The sequence below is a fragment of the Sulfitobacter sp. SBS6 genome (assembly GCF_048285585.1).
Lineage (GTDB): Bacteria > Pseudomonadota > Alphaproteobacteria > Rhodobacterales > Rhodobacteraceae > Sulfitobacter > Sulfitobacter pontiacus.
In genome coordinates this window covers 145,605-163,274 of sequence record NZ_JBLWBA010000005.1, presented here as the reverse complement: position 1 = coordinate 163,274, position 17,670 = coordinate 145,605, and the positions used below count along the sequence as shown (strand labels likewise).

Annotated in this window: 19 protein-coding genes; 9 read left to right on the top strand and 10 right to left on the bottom strand. The window is 59.5% G+C overall.

Features of this window, described 5'->3' with window-relative positions:
- The first annotated feature begins 10 nt into the window (after positions 1-10).
- The 3 genes from obgE to ACNQ62_RS04175 all read left to right on the top strand — a co-directional run bounded on the left by obgE (position 11) and on the right by ACNQ62_RS04175 (position 3,502).
- A complete protein-coding gene (obgE, locus tag ACNQ62_RS04185) occupies positions 11-1,048 on the top strand; it encodes a GTPase ObgE (protein WP_005853579.1) in 1,038 nt (345 codons plus the stop codon).
- Complete coding sequence (proB, locus tag ACNQ62_RS04180) at positions 1,036-2,145, top strand: glutamate 5-kinase (RefSeq protein ID WP_418094276.1); 1,110 nt, start codon at positions 1,036-1,038, stop codon at positions 2,143-2,145. The genes obgE and proB overlap by 13 nt, the downstream gene beginning before the upstream one ends.
- Positions 2,146-2,224: 79 nt before the next feature.
- Entirely contained in the window at positions 2,225-3,502 is a 1,278-nt protein-coding gene (locus ACNQ62_RS04175) for a glutamate-5-semialdehyde dehydrogenase (protein ID WP_418094275.1), read from the top strand.
- Here ACNQ62_RS04175 and ACNQ62_RS04170 read toward each other — a convergent pair.
- Positions 3,499-4,101 carry a histidine phosphotransferase family protein gene (locus ACNQ62_RS04170; RefSeq protein WP_418094274.1) on the bottom strand — a complete coding sequence of 201 codons (603 nt, stop codon included), beginning with the start codon at positions 4,099-4,101 and terminating at the stop codon, positions 3,499-3,501. The two genes, ACNQ62_RS04175 and ACNQ62_RS04170, sit on opposite strands and share 4 nt — an antisense overlap.
- A gap of 68 nt (positions 4,102-4,169) precedes the next feature.
- On the opposite strand from ACNQ62_RS04170, the gene ACNQ62_RS04165 reads away from it, so the two are divergent.
- From ACNQ62_RS04165 to tsf, 5 genes are all read left to right on the top strand, one after another.
- Positions 4,170-4,373, top strand: a complete 204-nt coding sequence (locus tag ACNQ62_RS04165) for a DUF3553 domain-containing protein (RefSeq protein WP_005853586.1) — start codon at positions 4,170-4,172, stop codon at positions 4,371-4,373.
- A 99-nt stretch (positions 4,374-4,472) separates the two neighbouring features.
- The gene (locus ACNQ62_RS04160) at positions 4,473-5,237 is read left to right on the top strand and encodes a GNAT family N-acetyltransferase (protein WP_418094273.1); all 765 of its coding nucleotides are present in this window, start codon (positions 4,473-4,475) and stop codon (positions 5,235-5,237) included.
- Positions 5,234-6,088, top strand: coding sequence for a lysophospholipid acyltransferase family protein (locus ACNQ62_RS04155; protein WP_418094272.1), 855 nt, complete (start codon positions 5,234-5,236; stop codon positions 6,086-6,088). The genes ACNQ62_RS04160 and ACNQ62_RS04155 overlap by 4 nt, the downstream gene beginning before the upstream one ends.
- Positions 6,089-6,276: 188 nt before the next feature.
- Positions 6,277-7,146, top strand: coding sequence for a 30S ribosomal protein S2 (gene rpsB, locus ACNQ62_RS04150; protein WP_005853591.1), 870 nt, complete (start codon positions 6,277-6,279; stop codon positions 7,144-7,146).
- Positions 7,147-7,272: 126 nt separating this feature from the next.
- Complete coding sequence (tsf, locus tag ACNQ62_RS04145; RefSeq protein WP_005853593.1) at positions 7,273-8,148, top strand: translation elongation factor Ts; 876 nt, start codon at positions 7,273-7,275, stop codon at positions 8,146-8,148.
- An 88-nt stretch (positions 8,149-8,236) separates the two neighbouring features.
- Here the strand turns inward: tsf and aroQ are convergent, their stop codons facing one another.
- Both aroQ and ACNQ62_RS04135 read right to left on the bottom strand, forming a co-directional pair.
- On the bottom strand, positions 8,237-8,674 hold the full coding sequence (aroQ, locus tag ACNQ62_RS04140; RefSeq protein ID WP_418094271.1) for a type II 3-dehydroquinate dehydratase: 438 nt from the start codon (positions 8,672-8,674) through the stop codon (positions 8,237-8,239).
- A gap of 60 nt (positions 8,675-8,734) precedes the next feature.
- A complete protein-coding gene (locus ACNQ62_RS04135; RefSeq protein ID WP_005853596.1) occupies positions 8,735-9,133 on the bottom strand; it encodes a rhodanese-like domain-containing protein in 399 nt (132 codons plus the stop codon).
- Positions 9,134-9,419: 286 nt separating this feature from the next.
- Here ACNQ62_RS04135 and ACNQ62_RS04130 point away from each other — a divergent pair, with 286 nt between their 5' ends.
- Positions 9,420-10,259 carry a fumarylacetoacetate hydrolase family protein gene (locus ACNQ62_RS04130; protein WP_418094270.1) on the top strand — a complete coding sequence of 280 codons (840 nt, stop codon included), beginning with the start codon at positions 9,420-9,422 and terminating at the stop codon, positions 10,257-10,259.
- A 5-nt stretch (positions 10,260-10,264) separates the two neighbouring features.
- Here ACNQ62_RS04130 and phoB read toward each other — a convergent pair whose 3' ends face one another.
- From phoB to ACNQ62_RS04095, 7 genes are all read right to left on the bottom strand, one after another.
- Complete coding sequence (gene phoB, locus ACNQ62_RS04125; protein ID WP_005853599.1) at positions 10,265-10,954, bottom strand: phosphate regulon transcriptional regulator PhoB; 690 nt, start codon at positions 10,952-10,954, stop codon at positions 10,265-10,267.
- Between the two features lie 4 nt (positions 10,955-10,958).
- A complete protein-coding gene (gene phoU, locus ACNQ62_RS04120; protein ID WP_009824650.1) occupies positions 10,959-11,666 on the bottom strand; it encodes a phosphate signaling complex protein PhoU in 708 nt (235 codons plus the stop codon).
- 5 nt (positions 11,667-11,671) lie between these two features.
- Positions 11,672-12,469: a phosphate ABC transporter ATP-binding protein PstB gene (gene pstB / locus ACNQ62_RS04115; protein WP_005853603.1), complete on the bottom strand. Its 798-nt coding sequence runs from the start codon at positions 12,467-12,469 to the stop codon at positions 11,672-11,674.
- A gap of 17 nt (positions 12,470-12,486) precedes the next feature.
- A complete protein-coding gene (gene pstA / locus ACNQ62_RS04110) occupies positions 12,487-13,827 on the bottom strand; it encodes a phosphate ABC transporter permease PstA (RefSeq protein WP_418094269.1) in 1,341 nt (446 codons plus the stop codon).
- Complete coding sequence (gene pstC / locus ACNQ62_RS04105) at positions 13,824-15,323, bottom strand: phosphate ABC transporter permease subunit PstC (RefSeq protein WP_418094268.1); 1,500 nt, start codon at positions 15,321-15,323, stop codon at positions 13,824-13,826. Before pstC ends, pstA begins: the two co-directional genes overlap by 4 nt.
- A gap of 108 nt (positions 15,324-15,431) precedes the next feature.
- Complete coding sequence (locus tag ACNQ62_RS04100) at positions 15,432-16,472, bottom strand: substrate-binding domain-containing protein (RefSeq protein ID WP_132996574.1); 1,041 nt, start codon at positions 16,470-16,472, stop codon at positions 15,432-15,434.
- A gap of 152 nt (positions 16,473-16,624) precedes the next feature.
- Positions 16,625-17,668 (bottom strand): sensor histidine kinase, encoded by a 1,044-nt coding sequence (locus ACNQ62_RS04095; RefSeq protein ID WP_009824654.1) that lies wholly within the window; start codon positions 17,666-17,668, stop codon positions 16,625-16,627.
- Positions 17,669-17,670: the final 2 nt, after the last annotated feature.

Below are 17,670 nucleotides of genomic sequence, written 5' to 3'. Positions count from 1 at the left end.
GGCCCTTTTGATGAAGTTTCTTGACCTGTGCAAAGTCTATATCCGCTCTGGCGCAGGCGGGGGCGGTTGCGTGTCTTTCCGGCGCGAAAAATACATTGAATACGGTGGTCCCGATGGCGGGGACGGCGGCTCGGGCGGATCGGTCTGGGCCGAAGCCGTCGACGGGCTGAACACGCTGATCGACTTCCGCTACCAGCAGCACTTCTTTGCCAAGAACGGCCAGCCCGGCATGGGCAAGCAGCGCACCGGCAAGGACGGCGATGACATCATCCTGCGCGTCCCCGTGGGCACAGAGATCCTTGATGAGGATCAGGAAACCGTGCTGGCGGATATGACAGAGCTTGGCCAGCGGGTCGAACTGGCGCGTGGGGGCAACGGCGGCTGGGGGAACCTGCATTTTAAATCCGCGACGAACCAGGCACCACGCCGCGCCAATCCCGGACAGGAAGGCGTGGACCGCACGCTGTGGCTGCGTCTCAAGCTGATCGCGGATGTGGGTCTGCTCGGCCTGCCGAACGCGGGTAAATCGACCTTCCTCGCTGCGACATCGAACGCGCGGCCGAAGATTGCGGATTACCCGTTCACCACACTGCACCCCAATCTGGGCGTTGTGGGGGTGGATAATACCGAATTCGTCGTCGCCGATATCCCCGGCCTGATCGAAGGTGCCTCCGAAGGGCGCGGTCTGGGCGATCTGTTTTTGGGCCATGTCGAACGCTGCGCGGTACTGCTCCACCTGATTGATGGCACGTCGAACACCATTGCCGAAGATTACCAGACCATCATCAACGAACTCGAAGCCTATGGCGGCGAGCTGGCGGATAAACCGCGGATCACCGTGCTGAATAAAATTGATGCACTGGATGAAGATGATCGCGTAACTGCCCGCGAAGAATTGGAAAAAGCCTGCGGCGCAGAGGTCATGATGATGTCTGGCGTCGCCCGCGAAGGCGTCACCGAGGTGCTGCGGGCTTTGCGTGGCCAGATTGACGACGACCGGCTGCGTTTCCGGTCCGAAGATGAAGAAGAGGCACCTTGGCAACCCTAAGCGACGGCACCCGTATCGTTGTAAAAATCGGCTCGGCGCTGCTCGTCGATCGGGCCACCGGCCAGCTGCGCCGCGATTGGCTGCAAAGTCTCGCGCAGGATGTGGCGTGGCTCAAGAGGCAGGGCAAGGATGTGGTGCTGGTGTCTTCGGGCTCCATCGCTTTGGGGCGGGGTGTGCTTGGGCTGCCGCCAACCACGCTTGCGCTGGAACAATCCCAAGCCGCGGCGGCGGTGGGGCAAATCCGTCTCGCCCGCGCCTATGAAGAGGCGCTGGAACCCTACGGGATCACCGCTGCGCAGGTGCTGGTCACCCTGGAAGACAGCGCGGATCGTCGGCGGTATCTCAACAGCCGCGCCACGATGGAACAGCTGTTGTCCATGGGGGCGGTACCCATCGTCAACGAGAATGACACCGTCGCCACGGACGAGATTCGCTTTGGCGACAATGACCGGCTCGCGGCGCAGATCGCCGTGACCGTGGCGGCAGACCGGTTGATCCTGCTGTCGGATGTGGATGGTTTCTATTCCGCCAATCCCAATGACGACCCCGATGCCATCCGCTATGATGTGATCGACACGATCACCCCAGAGATCGAGGCGCAGGCGGGCGATGCGGGCTCTGGCCTGTCCAAGGGCGGCATGAAGACAAAGCTGATGGCCGCGAAAACCGCGACCGCCGCGGGCTGCGCCATGGCCATCTCCGAAGGATCACCGTTGCGGCCTTTGCTGACCCTTGAAAACGGGGCCAACGCCACTTGGTTCACCGCGCAATCCGACCCCCAAACCGCGCGCAAACAATGGATTACGGCACTCAAACCACGTGGCAGCGTCACATTGGATGCCGGTGCGGTGGCTGCCATGTCCAAGGGCAAGTCGCTTTTGCCCGCCGGTGTCACCGCTGTTTCCGGTCCCTTCGGGCGCGGCGACTCCGTCGCGCTGCTTGCCCCAGATGGGCGCCCCATCGGGCACGGGCTGACACGCTATACCTCGGCAGAGGCAGAGCTGATCAAAGGTCGTCAATCCTCTGAGATCGAGGCCATTCTGGGCGCGCCGGGGCGTGCTGCTTTGATCCATCGGGACGATCTTGCGCTTTCCTGACATCCAAATGGTTTAAAATCCTCGCCGAAGGCTTTAGGTAGAGGACAACCCGAAATGACAAAAAAGCAGTAATTAGGTTATGACCTTGGATATGACACAGACAGACGACATTCCCGCGTTGATGGCGGATATTGGCGCGCGCGCCAAAGCCGCCGCCGCGACATTGGGCTTTGCCAGTGCCGACCAAAAGCAGACCGCGCTTGAAAAAGCCGCCGACGCGCTGATGGCCAGCAGCGCCGATATTCTGGACGCGAACGCCAAAGATCTGGCGTTTGGCCGCGACAAGGGTCTCTCTGACGCGATGATGGACCGGCTGTTGCTGGATGATGCGCGCATCAGTGCCATCGCCGACAGCCTACGTAGCATCGCCGCACAGGATGATCCCGTGGGGCAGGTGCTGACCGAATGGGATCAGCCGACGGGTCTGAACATCCAGCGCGTGCGCACGCCTTTGGGTGTCATCGGTGTGATCTATGAATCGCGCCCGAATGTGACCGCGGATGCCGGCGCGCTTTGCCTCAAGGCGGGTAATGCCGTGATCCTGCGGGGCGGATCCGAAAGCTTCCATTCCTCGCGCGCGATCCATGCCGCCTTGCAACAGGGGCTCGAAGCCGCTGATCTGCCTGCGGATTCAATCCAGCTGGTGCCCACGCGCGACCGCGCCGCGGTGAGCGAGATGCTGACCATGACCGACACGATTGATGTGATCGTCCCGCGCGGCGGCAAGGGGTTGGTCGGGCTGGTGCAACGCGAAGCGCGGGTGCCGGTCTTTGCCCACCTCGAAGGCATCGTGCACATCTATATCGATGAAAACGCCGACCCCGACAAGGTTTTGAAAGTCGTGCTGAACGCCAAGACCCGCCGCACCGGCATTTGCGGCTCGGCTGAATGTCTGCTGATCCATGAAAAAGTGGCGCGGACGATTGGCAAGGGCGTGATCAAGGCGCTGCTGGACGCTGGCGTCGAAGTGCGCGCCGATGGCGAGTTGACCGAGATCGAAGGCACCGTGGCGGCCACGGCGGATGATTGGGGTCACGAATACCTTGATATGATCATCGCGGCGAAAACCGTGGGCAGCATCGACGATGCGATCACCCATATCCGCACCTACGGCTCGAACCACACCGATTGCATCATCACCGAAGACGATGCGGCGGCGACCAAATTCATGACGCGGCTGGATTCTGCGATCCTGATGCACAATGCTTCCACCCAATTCGCCGATGGTGGAGAGTTTGGGATGGGTGCCGAAATCGGGATCGCCACCGGCAAAATGCACGCGCGCGGGCCTGTCGGTGCCGAGCAGCTGACCAGCTTCAAATATCTGGTGCGTGGCGATGGGGCTGTGCGCAGCTAAGCCGTGATCCCAAGGGTGATGGTCGTTTCTGTCACGATGGATGTTAACTGTTGCCCGCTGTCTTTCACGATGGCGGGCAACAGCCCGAACTGGACCTGCGAAGCAGTTAGCCGCTCTGCCCGAGACTGCCCCGCCAGCACGCCCCAAAGCGCAGCGTTGATGCTTAGCCGGTCGGCCGTGCCGGTGATGTCCCATCCCGCATCGCGGTGATCTATGGTGATCTGCCCACCGTAGGGCATTCCCGTTTCCAGACACAGCAGGCTCAGGAATACCATCCGCAGCGCGTTGCGCGGCGCGGCAACGCCGTCGGGCCAGGATACCTGCCATTTGGACTGACCATATAGATCACGCAGGATACCGCTTGTTTCTAGGGCAGGGACAGGCTGCGCGTCGCCCGCGCCGAAAGCCACGCGAAAGAACCGCAGCCGCGCACTGGCGTTGCGCACGCTTTCATCGATCAGCGCGACTTCGGGGCTCATATTCATGCCCGACATCAAAAGCAGCTCAAGCCCATTGTTGATTGCGCCCACCGGCGATATCAAGTCATGGCAGATGCGGCTGCCGATCAAGGCGGCAAGATCAGTGTCGGTTTCTACCATGGGACACCCCCTAAATAGCTGGCCCTAAATAGCTGCCCCCCACACCGCGCCGCAGAAAGGACGTACACTTGGAAGACCTGAATGCGATACTGACACCCGGGATGCTTGTACGCCACCCCGCACATCCCGATTGGGGCGTGGGGCAGGTGCAAAGCAATATTAGCGGCAAGGTCACGGTAAACTTCCGCAGCGAGGGCAAGATCGTGGTCGATAGTCATCGGGTGATGCTCACCCCCGTCTTTGATGAAGGCTCTTCGTTAGCAAATCGTTAATTTTCTGCCGAAAACCACCGCGACGTGGGGCAAGCATTGCGCAACGGGCGGCAACTGCCTATTTATCCGCGTGATTGCGACCGGAGACGAAACCAGCCCATGATCATTGCAAAAGCGGCAGAGTTCGAAGTCCGTCTGGCGCGCACCCAAGCGGATCTTCATGCGGCGCAGCGGCTGCGGTATGACGTGTTTGTCACCGAACTGGGGGCGGGCGGGCCTTTGGTGGATCATGACAACCGGCTAGAGGTCGACCAATACGACGATTTCGTTGACCATCTGCTGCTTATTGATCGCAAAACCCAGCAAACCGTTGGCGTGTACCGGCTGATCCGCCGCGATATGGCGGATCGGGCAGGCGGGTTCTATTCGGAAAACGAATATGATCTGACCGCGCTCAAATCCTCTGGCCGCGAGATACTCGAGCTGGGGCGGTCCTGTCTGCATCCGTCTTATCGCGGCGGCATCGCGATGCACCAGCTTTGGGCGGGGCTTGCCTCTTATGTGGCGGAACACGGGATAGAGATCCTTTTTGGCGTCGCGAGCTTTCATGGCACCCAGACCGAGGCATTGGCGCAGCCCTTGTCGCTGCTGCACCACACCTACCTCGCGCCGCCTGATCTGCGGGTCACCGCCTTGCCAAAGGCGCGCCAAGAGATGAACCTGATCCCCGCCGACATCCTGAACCGGCGTCAGGCGATGGTGCAGATGCCCAGCCTGATCAAAGCCTATCTGCGGCTTGGCGGATGTGTGGGCGAGGGGGCCTTTATCGACCATGACTTCAACACGACGGATGTGCTTTTGATGCTCGACACCGCCCGGCTTAGCGAGCGGCAGGCCAAGATCTACAGCGGACAGCAAGGATGAGCGCGGCCTGGGACAGCGCCGACCACCCGACACCGGTATCCGTCGGGCCGCTTGGCTGGGTGCTGATGCTGCTGCGTGGCATGACGCTGGCGACGGTGGTTCTTGTGGGGCTGGTGATCCTGCTCGCGATCCGCCTGATAGAGCGCCCGCTGTATGGGCAGGGTCGCCCCGTGACCCCGCATATCACCCAGATCGTCTGCAAAATCGCATTCTGGATCATGGGCTTACGCCGCGCGGTTATCGGCACCCCGATGCGCCACAGGGGCGCTGTCGTCGCCAATCACACCAGTTGGCTTGATATCTTCAGTTTGAACGCGGCGCAGCGGATATACTTTGTGTCCAAGTCCGAAGTCGCCAGCTGGCCCGGCATTGGCTGGCTCGCCAAGGCGACCGGCACGTTGTTTATTGAACGCAACCCGAAACACGCGCGCAAACAGACCGAGGTGTTCCAACGTCGCTTGCTCGACAACCACCGGCTGTTGTTCTTCCCCGAAGGCACCAGCACCGATGGCCTGCAGGTCTTGCCGTTCAAAACCACGCTCTTCCAGTCCTTCTTCGCGCCCGAACTGCGCGACGTGATCTGGGTTCAGCCTGTGACCGTGCTCTATACCGCGCCCAATGGGACCGACCCACGGTTCTATGGCTGGTGGGGCGATATGAGCTTTGGCGGCCATCTGCTGCGGACCTTGGCGTCCCTGCGGCAGGGGCAGGTGACAACGATCTATCACACGCCGCTGGCCGTCGCCGATTTCGAGAACCGCAAAGCCTTGGCCCAAGCCTGTGAAGCGCAGGTGCGCGCGGCCCATCCCTCGGCCGGGATTGCAGCGCCAAACCCCGCTGAATTGCGCTGATATAAGGCCCCAATGGCTAAAACATGCGCCTTGGACCTTGCGAAGCGTGAAAATCCGGACTATACGCGCGTCACTTAAACCCGCAGTCGGGGTTGGGCCTTTGAGGGAGAAATCCTTGAACGTCCGCCGGTTGGTCCCATTCCGGGATCGAGACCCCCGACGAGGCAAAACCGGAAAGGTATAAAGACATGGCTCTTCCTGAGTTCTCCATGCGCCAACTGCTTGAAGCAGGCGTACACTTTGGTCACCAAACACAGCGCTGGAACCCACGCATGGGTCCGTTCATCTACGGCGCGCGTAACGGCATCCACATCATGGACCTGACACAGACTGTTCCAATGCTGGACCAGGCGCTGCAAGTCATCCGTGACACCGTCGCCAAAGGCGGCAGCATTCTTTTCGTTGGCACCAAGCGTCAGGCTGCACAGCCGATCGCCGAAGCCGCAGAGAAATGCGCACAGTACTACATGAACCACCGTTGGTTGGGCGGCACGCTGACAAACTGGCAGACCGTTTCCAAATCCATCCAACGCCTGAAGTCCATCGACGAACAGTCCGAGCGTGGCTTTTCCGGTCTGACCAAGAAAGAGCGTCTTGGCATGGAACGTGACCAAGCGAAGCTGGAAGCATCGCTGGGTGGTATCCGTGAAATGGGCGGTCGCCCTGACCTGATCTTCGTCATCGACGTGAAAAAAGAAGCACTGGCCGTGGCCGAAGCGAACAAACTGGGCATCCCGGTTATCGCTGTTGTCGACACCAACTGCTCCCCCGACGGGATCGACTACATCATCCCGGGCAACGACGACGCCGCCCGCGCGATCCACATGTATTGCGATCTGGCCGCACGTGCCGCACTTGACGGTATGTCCGCGCAGCTGGGTGCCGCAGGTGTTGATATCGGTGCGATGGAAGAAGCGCCCGAAGAAGAAGCCCTGATCGACGGTGGTGTCGAAGTTGGCAACGCTTCGGAAGAAACCGTTTCGAACGACGCAATGGCAAAAGACGCACCTCTGGATATCGAATCCAAGAAGGAAACGCTGGCCGACGCCAAGTCGTAAGCGACGCGAAAGAGACGGGCAGGGGGCATGTTTCCCTCTGCCTGTCACAAAACCATTACATGATTGAGACAGTGGTGCAGGACGCTCTGCCCCTCAATTTATCCCAATTCAAGGAGAACCAAAGCGATGGCAATCACAGCATCCATGGTCAAAGAACTGCGCGACACAACCGGTGCCGGCATGATGGACGCGAAAAAAGCGTTGACTGAAACAGATGGCGACATGGAAGCAGCCGTTGACTGGCTGCGCACCAAGGGTCTGGCGAAAGCAGCCAAGAAATCCGGCCGTACCGCAGCCGAGGGCCTTGTTGCCGTTAAAGTCGAAGGCGGCCACGGTGTTGCTGTCGAAGTGAACTCCGAAACCGACTTCGTTGGCAAAAACGCTGACTTCCAGAAAATGGTTTCCGGCATCGCAGATGTTGCAACCGGTGTGTCCGACGTTGACGCGCTGAACGCGGCTGACATGGGCGGCAAGCCCGTTTCCACCGTCATCACCGACGCCATTGCGAAAATCGGCGAGAACATGTCGGTGCGCCGCATGCAGTCCATCGATGGTGACCAGGTCGTGTCCTATGTGCACAACGCTGTAGCACCCGGCATGGGCAAAATCGGTGTTCTGGTCGCAATGACCGGCGGCAACGAAGAACTGGGCAAACAGATCGCGATGCACATCGCCGCTGTGAACCCTGCGTCCTTGTCCGAAGCGGATCTGGACCCGGCTGTTGTTGAAAAAGAAAAGCAGGTTCAAATGGACATCGCACGCGAGTCCGGCAAGCCGGAAGCCGTGATCGAGAAAATGATCACCGGCCGCATGCAGAAATACATGTCCGAAGTGACACTGCTGAACCAGGCATTCGTTGTGAACCCTGACCTGACCGTCGGCAAAGCCGCGGAAGAAGCCGGCGCGACCATCACTGGTTTCGTCCGTCTTGAAGTTGGCGAAGGCATCGAAGTCGTCAAAGAAGACTTCGCAGCAGAAGTTGCAAAAGCCGCCAAAGGCTAAGCTGTCACACAGCAGATGAGGAAAAGGGCGAGGGCGCATAAGCACCTTCGCCCTTTTTTATTGTAAATCAGCTACTAAGCGGTGAAACCTAATCCTTTAGGTGAGCTTTCAGCGCATCCAATGCCATCAGATAACCTTGCGCACCAAACCCACAGATCTGACCCAGAGCCACAGGCGCGATGTAAGACCGGTGCCGGAATTCCTCGCGCGCGTGTATGTTGCTCAGGTGTACCTCGACAACCGGCAGCTCGACCGAGGCGATCGCATCCATCAGCGCAATCGACGTATGGGTATAGGCACCGGCATTCAGCACGATCCCGGCATGTTTGCCTTTGGCCGCGTGGATTAGATCGATCAGCACACCTTCGTGGTTGGACTGCTCAAACGCCACATCAAACCCAAGCGTCTTCGCTTTCTCGCGGCACAGCGCCTCGACATCGGCCAAAGTCGTCTTGCCATAGACCTCGGGTTGGCGCGTGCCCAGCAGGTTCAGGTTCGGACCGTTCAGGATCAGAATGGATGTCATAGCGAGGACCTTGTTGTTACGATGTGGTGGCGCAGACGTAGCACAGGCACCACGGCGTCGTTAGTCTTTCTTTTCAGGGTATTCGACCGGACCACCGTGCTTTTCCCATGTCGAAAAACCTTCGCGCAGATGCGCCGCGTCAAAGCCCATGTCTTGCAGCGTCGCCGTGGTGATCGCCGAGCGCCAGCCAGAGGCACAGTGAAAGACAAAGGTCTTGTCCTGTCCGAAGATCTCTTTAAAGTACGGGCTGTCAGGGTCGACCCAGAATTCGATCATGCCGCGCGGTGCGTGAAAGCTGCCGGGGATATAGCCGCTGCGCTGGCGTTCACGGATATCGCGCAAGTCAACGACAACAACATCCGGGTCCTTCAGCATGGCCATCAGATCAGGCGTTTCGATCTCGCGGATACGCGCACGGGCAGCGGCAACCATATCCGCCGAAGACATCTTGAGCGTCATATTCTTCCTTTCGTTCAGCAGCCGCCAAAGCGCCGATCGCTTACAGTTGCATCGGCTTGGCGCATGTGGATTATGGCATGCAGAACAACGGGGTAAAGCAAGAAGCCACGCGGATGGGAGGATGAAGAATCTAGATGAAGAAGCGCATTTTTATGCATACTTTCAGTGCTTTATGTCGCGTTTTAACAGTAAAACATCACCCAACGCACACCAATTATTTACATAATAATGATTATGAGATTCGGGTTAGGCCCATACGCACCCCTCACAAACACAGGATTAGCTAATGAAACTCTGCCGTATCGAAACTCCTGACGGGATAAAACCTGCGATGATTGACGCAGATGGTGCCGCGCGCGATCTGACGCAGCATCTGACGGATATCGAGCTTGCCACAATGGCACCCGCAGCGCTGGACCAGCTGCGCGATGTGGACGTTACGGCCTTGCCTGTCATCACGGGCCGTTTTGCGCCTGTGATCAATGACATACGTCGTATTCTGTGTATCGGGCTGAATTACTCTGACCACGCGGCAGAAGCTGGCATGGACGTGCCCGATCACCCGATCCTGTTTAGCAAACTCTGCGCGGCCACCGGTGCCAACGACCCGATCATCATCCCCAAGGATTCCGAGAAAACCGATTGGGAAGTTGAACTTGCGGTCGTAATCGGCACCAAGGCACAGCATGTGTCCGAGGCCGACGCGCTGTCCCATGTGGCGGGTTATGCGACTTTCAACGACGTGTCAGAGCGCGCTTTTCAGATCGAATTCGGCGGTCAGTGGGTCAAGGGCAAGTCCTGCGACAGCTTTGCCCCGATCGGCCCGTATCTGGTGACCGCAGACGAGGTGCCGGACCCGCAGAACCTTGATCTATGGCTTGATGTGAACGGCATCCGTCGCCAGACGGGCAATACCCGCACGATGGTCTTCTCGGTGGCCGAGATTATCTCTTTTCTCAGCCGTTTCATGACCTTACTGCCCGGAGACGTGATCGCCACCGGCACACCGCCCGGCGTTGGCATGGGCTTTAAGCCGCCGGTGTACCTGCAACCGGGCGATGTCGTTGAACTGGGCATCGAAGGCTTGGGGAATCAACGCCAAGAAGTCATTAAATTCAACGGGTAAGCGCCCTACCCTAATGCATAACCTGCACCGCGCACCGTGCGGATCGGGTCATCGCCACCGTGAGATGTCAGCGCCTTGCGCAGCCGCGCGATGTGCACATCCACGGTGCGCGTGTCGACATATATATCGCGGCCCCAGACGTGATCCAGCAGCTGATCGCGGCTGAACACACGGCCCGGACGCTCTAACAGGGTGACCAGCAGCCGGTATTCTGTCGGGCCCAGTTTCAGCTCGTTCGCGGCGCGGTTCACGCGGTGGCGTTCCGTGTCCAGCGTGATATCGGCATAGCTAAGCGCCGCGCCCGACGATGCCGGGCGCACACGGCGCAATTGGGTGCGCACACGGGCCATGAGCTCGCGCATGGAATAGGGTTTGACGACGTAATCATCCGCCCCCGTCTCTAGCCCGCGCACAGTGTCCACCTCTTCTGACCGTGCCGAGAGCATGATCACGGGGATATTACGCGTATCTTCGCGGGTCTTAAGCTGCCGGCACACCTCGATACCGCTCAGCAGCGGCATCATCCAATCCAGAATAATTAGGTCCGGCAGCGCCTCTGCCACCAGCAGGATCGCTTCTTCGCCATTCTCGGCCCGCCTTACGTCAAACCCTTCGGATTCAAGGTTATACGCCAGAATTTCGCGCTGTGCGGGTTCGTCTTCCACCAACAGGATCTGGGGCTGCGCCGCCGACATGGTTCTACCCCTTCAGCTTGGTGGAGGTGTTATCCGCCTTTGGGCGGTCCTCGTCCGGATGGGTGCCGGTCACCAGATAGACGACCTGTTCCGCGATCGATGTCACCAGATCGCCCATGCGTTCCACGTTTTTCGCGATGAAATGCAGGTGCATACACGATGTGATGTTGCGCGGGTCTTCCATCATGAAGGTGAGGAATTCACGGAACAGCGCGTTATACATCTGATCGACGTCTTCATCGCGTGCGATCACGTCCATCGCCAGTTCTGCGTCGCGCTGCACATAGGAATCCAGCGCGTCCTTGAGCATGGATTCAACCGTTTTACACATGCGGCGGATGGCACCGGCGCTATCGGCAACTGCAGGAAGCTGCGCGAGCACTGAATTACGCTTGGCCATGTTTTTCGCATAGTCGCCAATACGTTCCAGGCTGGCGCTGATCTTGATCACGCTCAGGATCAGACGCAGGTCCACGGCTGTGGGTGCGCGCAGGGCGATGATGCGAGCGGCGCGTTCGTTGATCAGCTCTTCGAGCGCGTCAATCGCCTTGTCCCCGCCGCGGACCTGATCGGCCAGCTCTTCGTCGCGGGTTTCAAGCGATTGTGCGGCAAGGCGAATGGCATCTTCGACCATGCCACCCATTTTCATGATCTGTGCCTGAACGCTTTCGAGGTCACGGTCAAAGGCAGAGACAATGTGTTGATCTTGCATGATACTTATCCAATCCGGCCAGTGATGTAGCTTTCCGTCCGAGGGTCTTCGGGCGACGTGAAAATCTTGTCGGTCTCGCCGAACTCCACCAGATTGCCAAGGTGGAAGAACGCCGTCTTCTGGCTCACCCGTGCGGCCTGCTGCATGGAGTGTGTGACGATCACGACCGAATAGTCCTGACGCAGCTCGTCGATCAGCTCTTCGACCTGCGCGGTGGCGATCGGGTCAAGCGCGGAACAGGGTTCGTCCATCAGCAGAACTTCGGGTTCGGTCGCAACGGCACGGGCGATGCACAGACGCTGCTGTTGCCCGCCTGAAAGGCCGGTGCCGGGCGCGTGCAGACGGTCCTTGACCTCGTTCCAGATGGCACCGCGTTTCAGGGCGCGTTCAACGATATCGTCAAGCTCGGACTTGTTACGGGCCAGACCGTGGATGCGGGGGCCGTAGGCCACGTTGTCATAGATCGATTTGGGGAACGGGTTCGGCTTCTGGAACACCATGCCGACCTTGGCGCGCAGCTGCACCGGATCGACCGCGCTGTCATAGATGTCTTCGCCGTCGATCAGGATATCGCCTTTGACGGTGCAGATATCAATCGTGTCGTTCATCCGGTTGATACACCGCAGGAAAGTCGATTTCCCACAGCCCGATGGTCCGATAAAGGCGGTGACGGTTTTGTCTTGGATATCGACAGAGACATCCTTGATCGCGTGGGTGTCCCCGTAGAAAACCTGCACGTTGCGGGCGGCGATTTTTGTTTGGTTCGTTGTCACGTCCGTCTCCGAAATTACATTGTCTTTCATAGCCTTGCCTTTCATTCTTACCAGCGCCGCTCGAACCGGCGCCGCAGCATTACGGCGATGGCATTCATGGTGATCAAAAAGACCAGCAAGATGATGATACCGCCCCAGGCGCGCTCATAGAACGCGGGATCAGCGCGTTTGGCCCATTCGTAGATCTGCGCCGGCATGGCGGAGTTCGGGTCCATCAGCCCCGATGCGATGCCGTCGGGCGGGTTCGAGGCGATGAACCCCACCATGCCGATCAGCAGCAGCGGGGCCGTTTCACCAAGCGCCTGCGCCAGACCGATGATTGTGCCGGTGAGGATACCCGGAGCAGCCAAAGGCAGCACGTGGTGGAACACCGATTGCATCTTCGACGCCCCTACCCCCAGTGCCGCGTCACGGATGCTGGGCGGGACAGATTTCAGTGAGGCGCGGGTCGATATAATGATCGTCGGCAGCGTCATCAGCGTCAGCACCAGCCCGCCCACCAGCGGGGCCGAGTTTGGCAGATGCATATAATTGATGAAAACCGCCAGACCCAGAATACCAAAGACAATCGACGGCACCGCGGCGAGGTTAGAAATATTCACCTCGATGATATCGGTGAGCAGGTTCTTGGGGGCGAATTCTTCAAGGTAGATCGACGCGGCGACCCCGATGGGCAGCGCCAGCGCCAGCACCACCAGCATCATAAAGAGCGAGCCAAGCATCGAGACCCCCATGCCCGCCGCCTCGGGTCGTGCGTCAGACGCATCGGCACCTGTGATGAAATCGATGTTAAAGCGTTTTTCCAGCGCCCCATCTGCGGCAAGGGCGTCCACCAGATCAAGCTGCTCCGCGCTGATGCTCTTGTCGTTGGCGATGCTGTCGCGCGTGACGCGGCCCTTCATATAGCCATCGACGCGGCTGTTGGTCAGGAATTCGAATTCAACCGCGGTGCCGATGAGCTCGGGGTTATCCAGCACAAAGTCACGCAGCTGTGCCGCCGCATCCTTGGACAGGATGCCCGCCATATCCTTGGGCTTTAGGTCCGTGGTAATCCCGGTCTCGGCCACCTTGGCCTCAAGCGCGGCGGCCATCAGCGGCGCGTAGCCGAAGGTCGATACCTTCTTGATCTCGTCCAGATTCCGGTTGCCGTTCTTGTCCAGCTTTTCCTCAAGCAGTTGCACGTTCAGCGTCAGGAACGTCTGCTGAAAGGCCCCTACGCCGCGACCAATGATTGTGGTCAGCAAGATCGCCAGCATCAGCAGGCCCACGGCGATGGCCGCGATACCGTAGGATTTGAAACGGGCCTCGGCGCGGTTGCGTTTGACGGTGCGCGCGTCGGGCTTCAGTAGCGAATGGCGCGGCGTTGCGGTGTTGGGCATGTCGGTCATTCGTACTGCTCCCGGTATTTGCGCACGATATAAAGCGCCAGAACGTTCAGCCCCAGGGTCAGCACGAACAGCGTCAGACCAAGGGCAAAGGCGACCAGCGTTTCAGGGCTGGCAAAGTCGGTATCCCCGGTCAGCTGGCTGACGATACGGGTGGTGATGGTGGTCATCGCTTCCAGCGGGTTGCCCGAGATGCGGGCGATAGCCCCTGCCCCCAGAACAACGATCATCGTCTCGCCGATGGCCCGGCTCGCGGCGAGAAGCACAGCCCCCACGATCCCCGGCAAAGCAGCAGGCAGCACGACCTGGCGGATGGTTTCGGAATGGGTCGCGCCCAGGCCAAACGACCCGTCGCGCATCGATTGCGGCACAGCGTTGATGATATCGTCGCTCAGCGAAGAAACGAAGGGGATCAGCATGATGCCCATGACCAGCCCCGCCGTCAGGACCGAAGTCGCCCCGCTCATCCAGTCGACGCCCAGCAGACCATTCTCGCCGCGGCCAAAGATGTTCACAAGAAACGGCCCCACTGTCAGCAAGGCAAACAGACCGTACACAATGGTCGGGATACCGGCGAGGATCTCCAGCAAAGGCTTGGCGAAAGAGCGTACTTTGTTGTTGGCGTATTCCGACAGGTAAATCGCGGCAAAGAGGCCGATGGGCACGGCTACCAGCAGCGCGATGATCGAGATATAGAGCGTCCCCCAGAGCAGCGGCAGGATCGACAGATCACTGTCCCCGCGGAAGTTCGGGGCCCATGTGGTGCCCAGAAAGAAATCCTGCCACGGGTGCAGGCGGAAGAAATTCAGCGTCTCGAACAACATCGACAGGACGATACCCACGGTGGTCAGGATCGCCAGCGACGCAGCGAGCACCAGCAACCCCAGCAGAAAACGTTCCACCGTATTGCGCGCGCGAAAATCGGCCCGTGCGGTGCGCATCGCGATGAACAGACCGGCCAGCGCCAAAACAGAGATCACCGCGATCATCAGCCAGCGGCCGGTGTATTCCATTGACCGGTAGCGCTGCGCGGCGGCCAGCACCTCTGGCGTCACGTCAGACCCAAGCGCCACGCCGGTGCCCGCCAGCAGCGCGCGCACATCGGTGCCGGTCACGTCAAGATCACGGGCGCTTTGCGCATCCAGCGCGCCCGATTGCACGGCCGCGTCCAGCCCGTTGGCCACGCGGCGCACGTCGCTCATCACCAGATTGACCGAAGAGCCTTCGTTCACAGCGCTTTGCGGGATCATGTCGATGACCGCGTTCTGGATCAGCATCGGCTGGACCAGCATCCAGATCGCCAGCACAAACAGCGCCGGAATGGCGGTGAGCATGGCGGCATTATAGCCGTAGTAATTCGGAAGGGAGTGCAGCTTGCGCGCATCGCCCGAGACGGACGACATGGCCCGGCTGCGCACCAGACCATAGGCAAGGACTGTTAATATCAAAACAACGGCAACTAAGAGCGTGGTAGATCCCACATTGAAAGTATCGCGCATGGTGGCCCCCGGTCGCAGCCTGTTTCAGGCTATCATTGTTTGGAAAGTATCAGTCGGCAGCAAAAATCCGGAGGCACCTCGCAGCGCCTCCGGATCGTCAGACAGGGTTTAGGAACCGCTGCCCATTACAGTTTCTTCAGCAACAACCGACTGTGTTTTCGCCAGTTCCGGGTCGGAGACCAGACCGTATTCAGCCAAAGGACCGTCGGGACCGGCAATCTCGTCTGCCACGAAGAACTCGGCATATTCTTTCAGGCCGGGGATCACGCCGATGTGCGCTTTCTTGACGTAGAAGAACAGCGGGCGGGATACGGGGTAGTCGCCGCTCGAGATGGTTTCAACGGTGGGCTCAACGCCGCTCATGTTGGCGACGGTCAGCTTGTCGGTGTTGTTCTCATAGAAGGCCAGACCGAAGACGCCGATGCCGTCTTTGTTGCTTTCGATGCGCGCCAGCGTTTCGGTGTAGTCACCGTCGATGTCCACGGACACACCATCGGTGCGCAGCGCGATACATGCTTTTTCAGCGGCTTTCTTGTCGTCGCCATTGGCGGCCTTGAAAGCTTCGAAATCGCCGGTGGCTTCACAGCCTGCCAGGATCACTTTTTCTTCGAAAACTTCGCGTGTGCCGTGCTTGGTACCGGGGATGTAGGCCTGGATTGGCTGCTCGGGGAAGCTGGCGTTCACATCGGACCACATTTTGTTGGGGTTCGCCACTATCTCGCCGTCGACAACGACTTCGGCGGACAGAGCTTTGTACCAGTCTTCGGGGGTGAACTCGAATGTGTTGCCATTGATGTCGGAGGCAAACACGATGCCGTCATAGCCGATCTGGACTTCGATGATGTCGGTCACACCGTTCGCGGCGCAGGCTTCGACTTCGGAGCTCTTGATCTTGCGCGAGGCGTTTGCCACGTCGATTGTGTTCTCGCCAACACCTTCACAAAAACGCTTCAGACCCGCCGAGGAGCCACCGGATTCAACAACAGGTGTCGGGAAATCGAAGTTTTCGCCAAAGGCTTCGGCAACGATGGACGCATAGGGCAAAACAGTGGAGGAACCGGCAACCTGTACCTGATCACGCGCGGCAGCGGCGGTTGCGGATACGGCGGCAATGGCCAGCGCGGAAGTGGTGAGTTTAACGAGCGACATGATGTCTCCTGTCAGCTTAGATTTGTCTGACCACCCCCATGGTGATCTTGCCGCACCAATAGGCGGGCGACACTGAGCTTTTGTGACAGTCATGTTACAGTTTTATGACACGGACGGAAATTGTAATTTCTTTTTGACCAAAATGCGCCCGATCACGCCACATCCATAGGCAAGATCACCGTGAATCGCGCCCCATCTCCCAGATCAGAGGTGATTTTCAGCCGTCCGCGGTGCCGGTTCAGGATATGTTTTACAATCGCCAGCCCCAGCCCCGTCCCGCCAAGCGCGCGGCTGCGGTGGCTGTCGGCGCGGTAGAACCGTTCGGTCAGGCGTGGCAGATGCACAGGGTCGATCCCCGGACCGTGGTCGCGGATTGTGACCCGCACCGCAGGCCCGCGCAAGGAAGGGTCACGCAAGGTCGTCTCGACCGAGATTTCGACGTCTTTACCCACGCCACCATATTTGATGCCGTTTTCAATAAGGTTCGTGAACACCTGCAACAGCTGGTCCGTATCCCCCATCAGGGGCAGCGGATCGTCCCCCATAGTCGCGACCAGCGTCACATTCGCCTCTACGGCCAAGGGGTTGAGGTTGCGCATGGTCGATTGCAGCACATAGCGCAGATCGACCTTATCCGTCGGGCGCACACGTTCGTCCGATTCGACGCGGGACAGCGACAACAGATCGCCCACCAGCCGGTTCATGCGCTCGGCCTCTCCGGTCATGATCCCCAGAAACCGGTCCCGTGCGGGGGCGTCGTCACGCGCAGGGCCGCGTAAGGTTTCAATGAACCCCATCATCGCCGTCAGCGGGGTGCGCAACTCGTGGCTGACGTTGGCGACGAAATCGCGGCGCATCTGGCTGGCGTTGGTGACCTGTGTGATGTCTTGAAAGCTCAGCAAGACGTAATCCATGCCGGTCACCTTCCGGACGTGCACCCGAAAGGTCGTGTCATTGCCATTGTCGCTGGCCAGATATTGCGCCTCGCGCGGGGTATCATCCTGTTGGCATTGCTCGACCGCATCGACCACCGCCGGCTGGCGCAACACGTTGATGTAATGGCGGTCCAGCGCGCCACGGCCCAGCAGGGCTTGGGCCGGCGCATTCATCGCGACGATACGTTCGGCCCGATCAACAGCAAGCGTAGGCAAAGGCAGCGCTGCCAGCAGATCCGGCAGATGCGGGCGCAGCACCATGC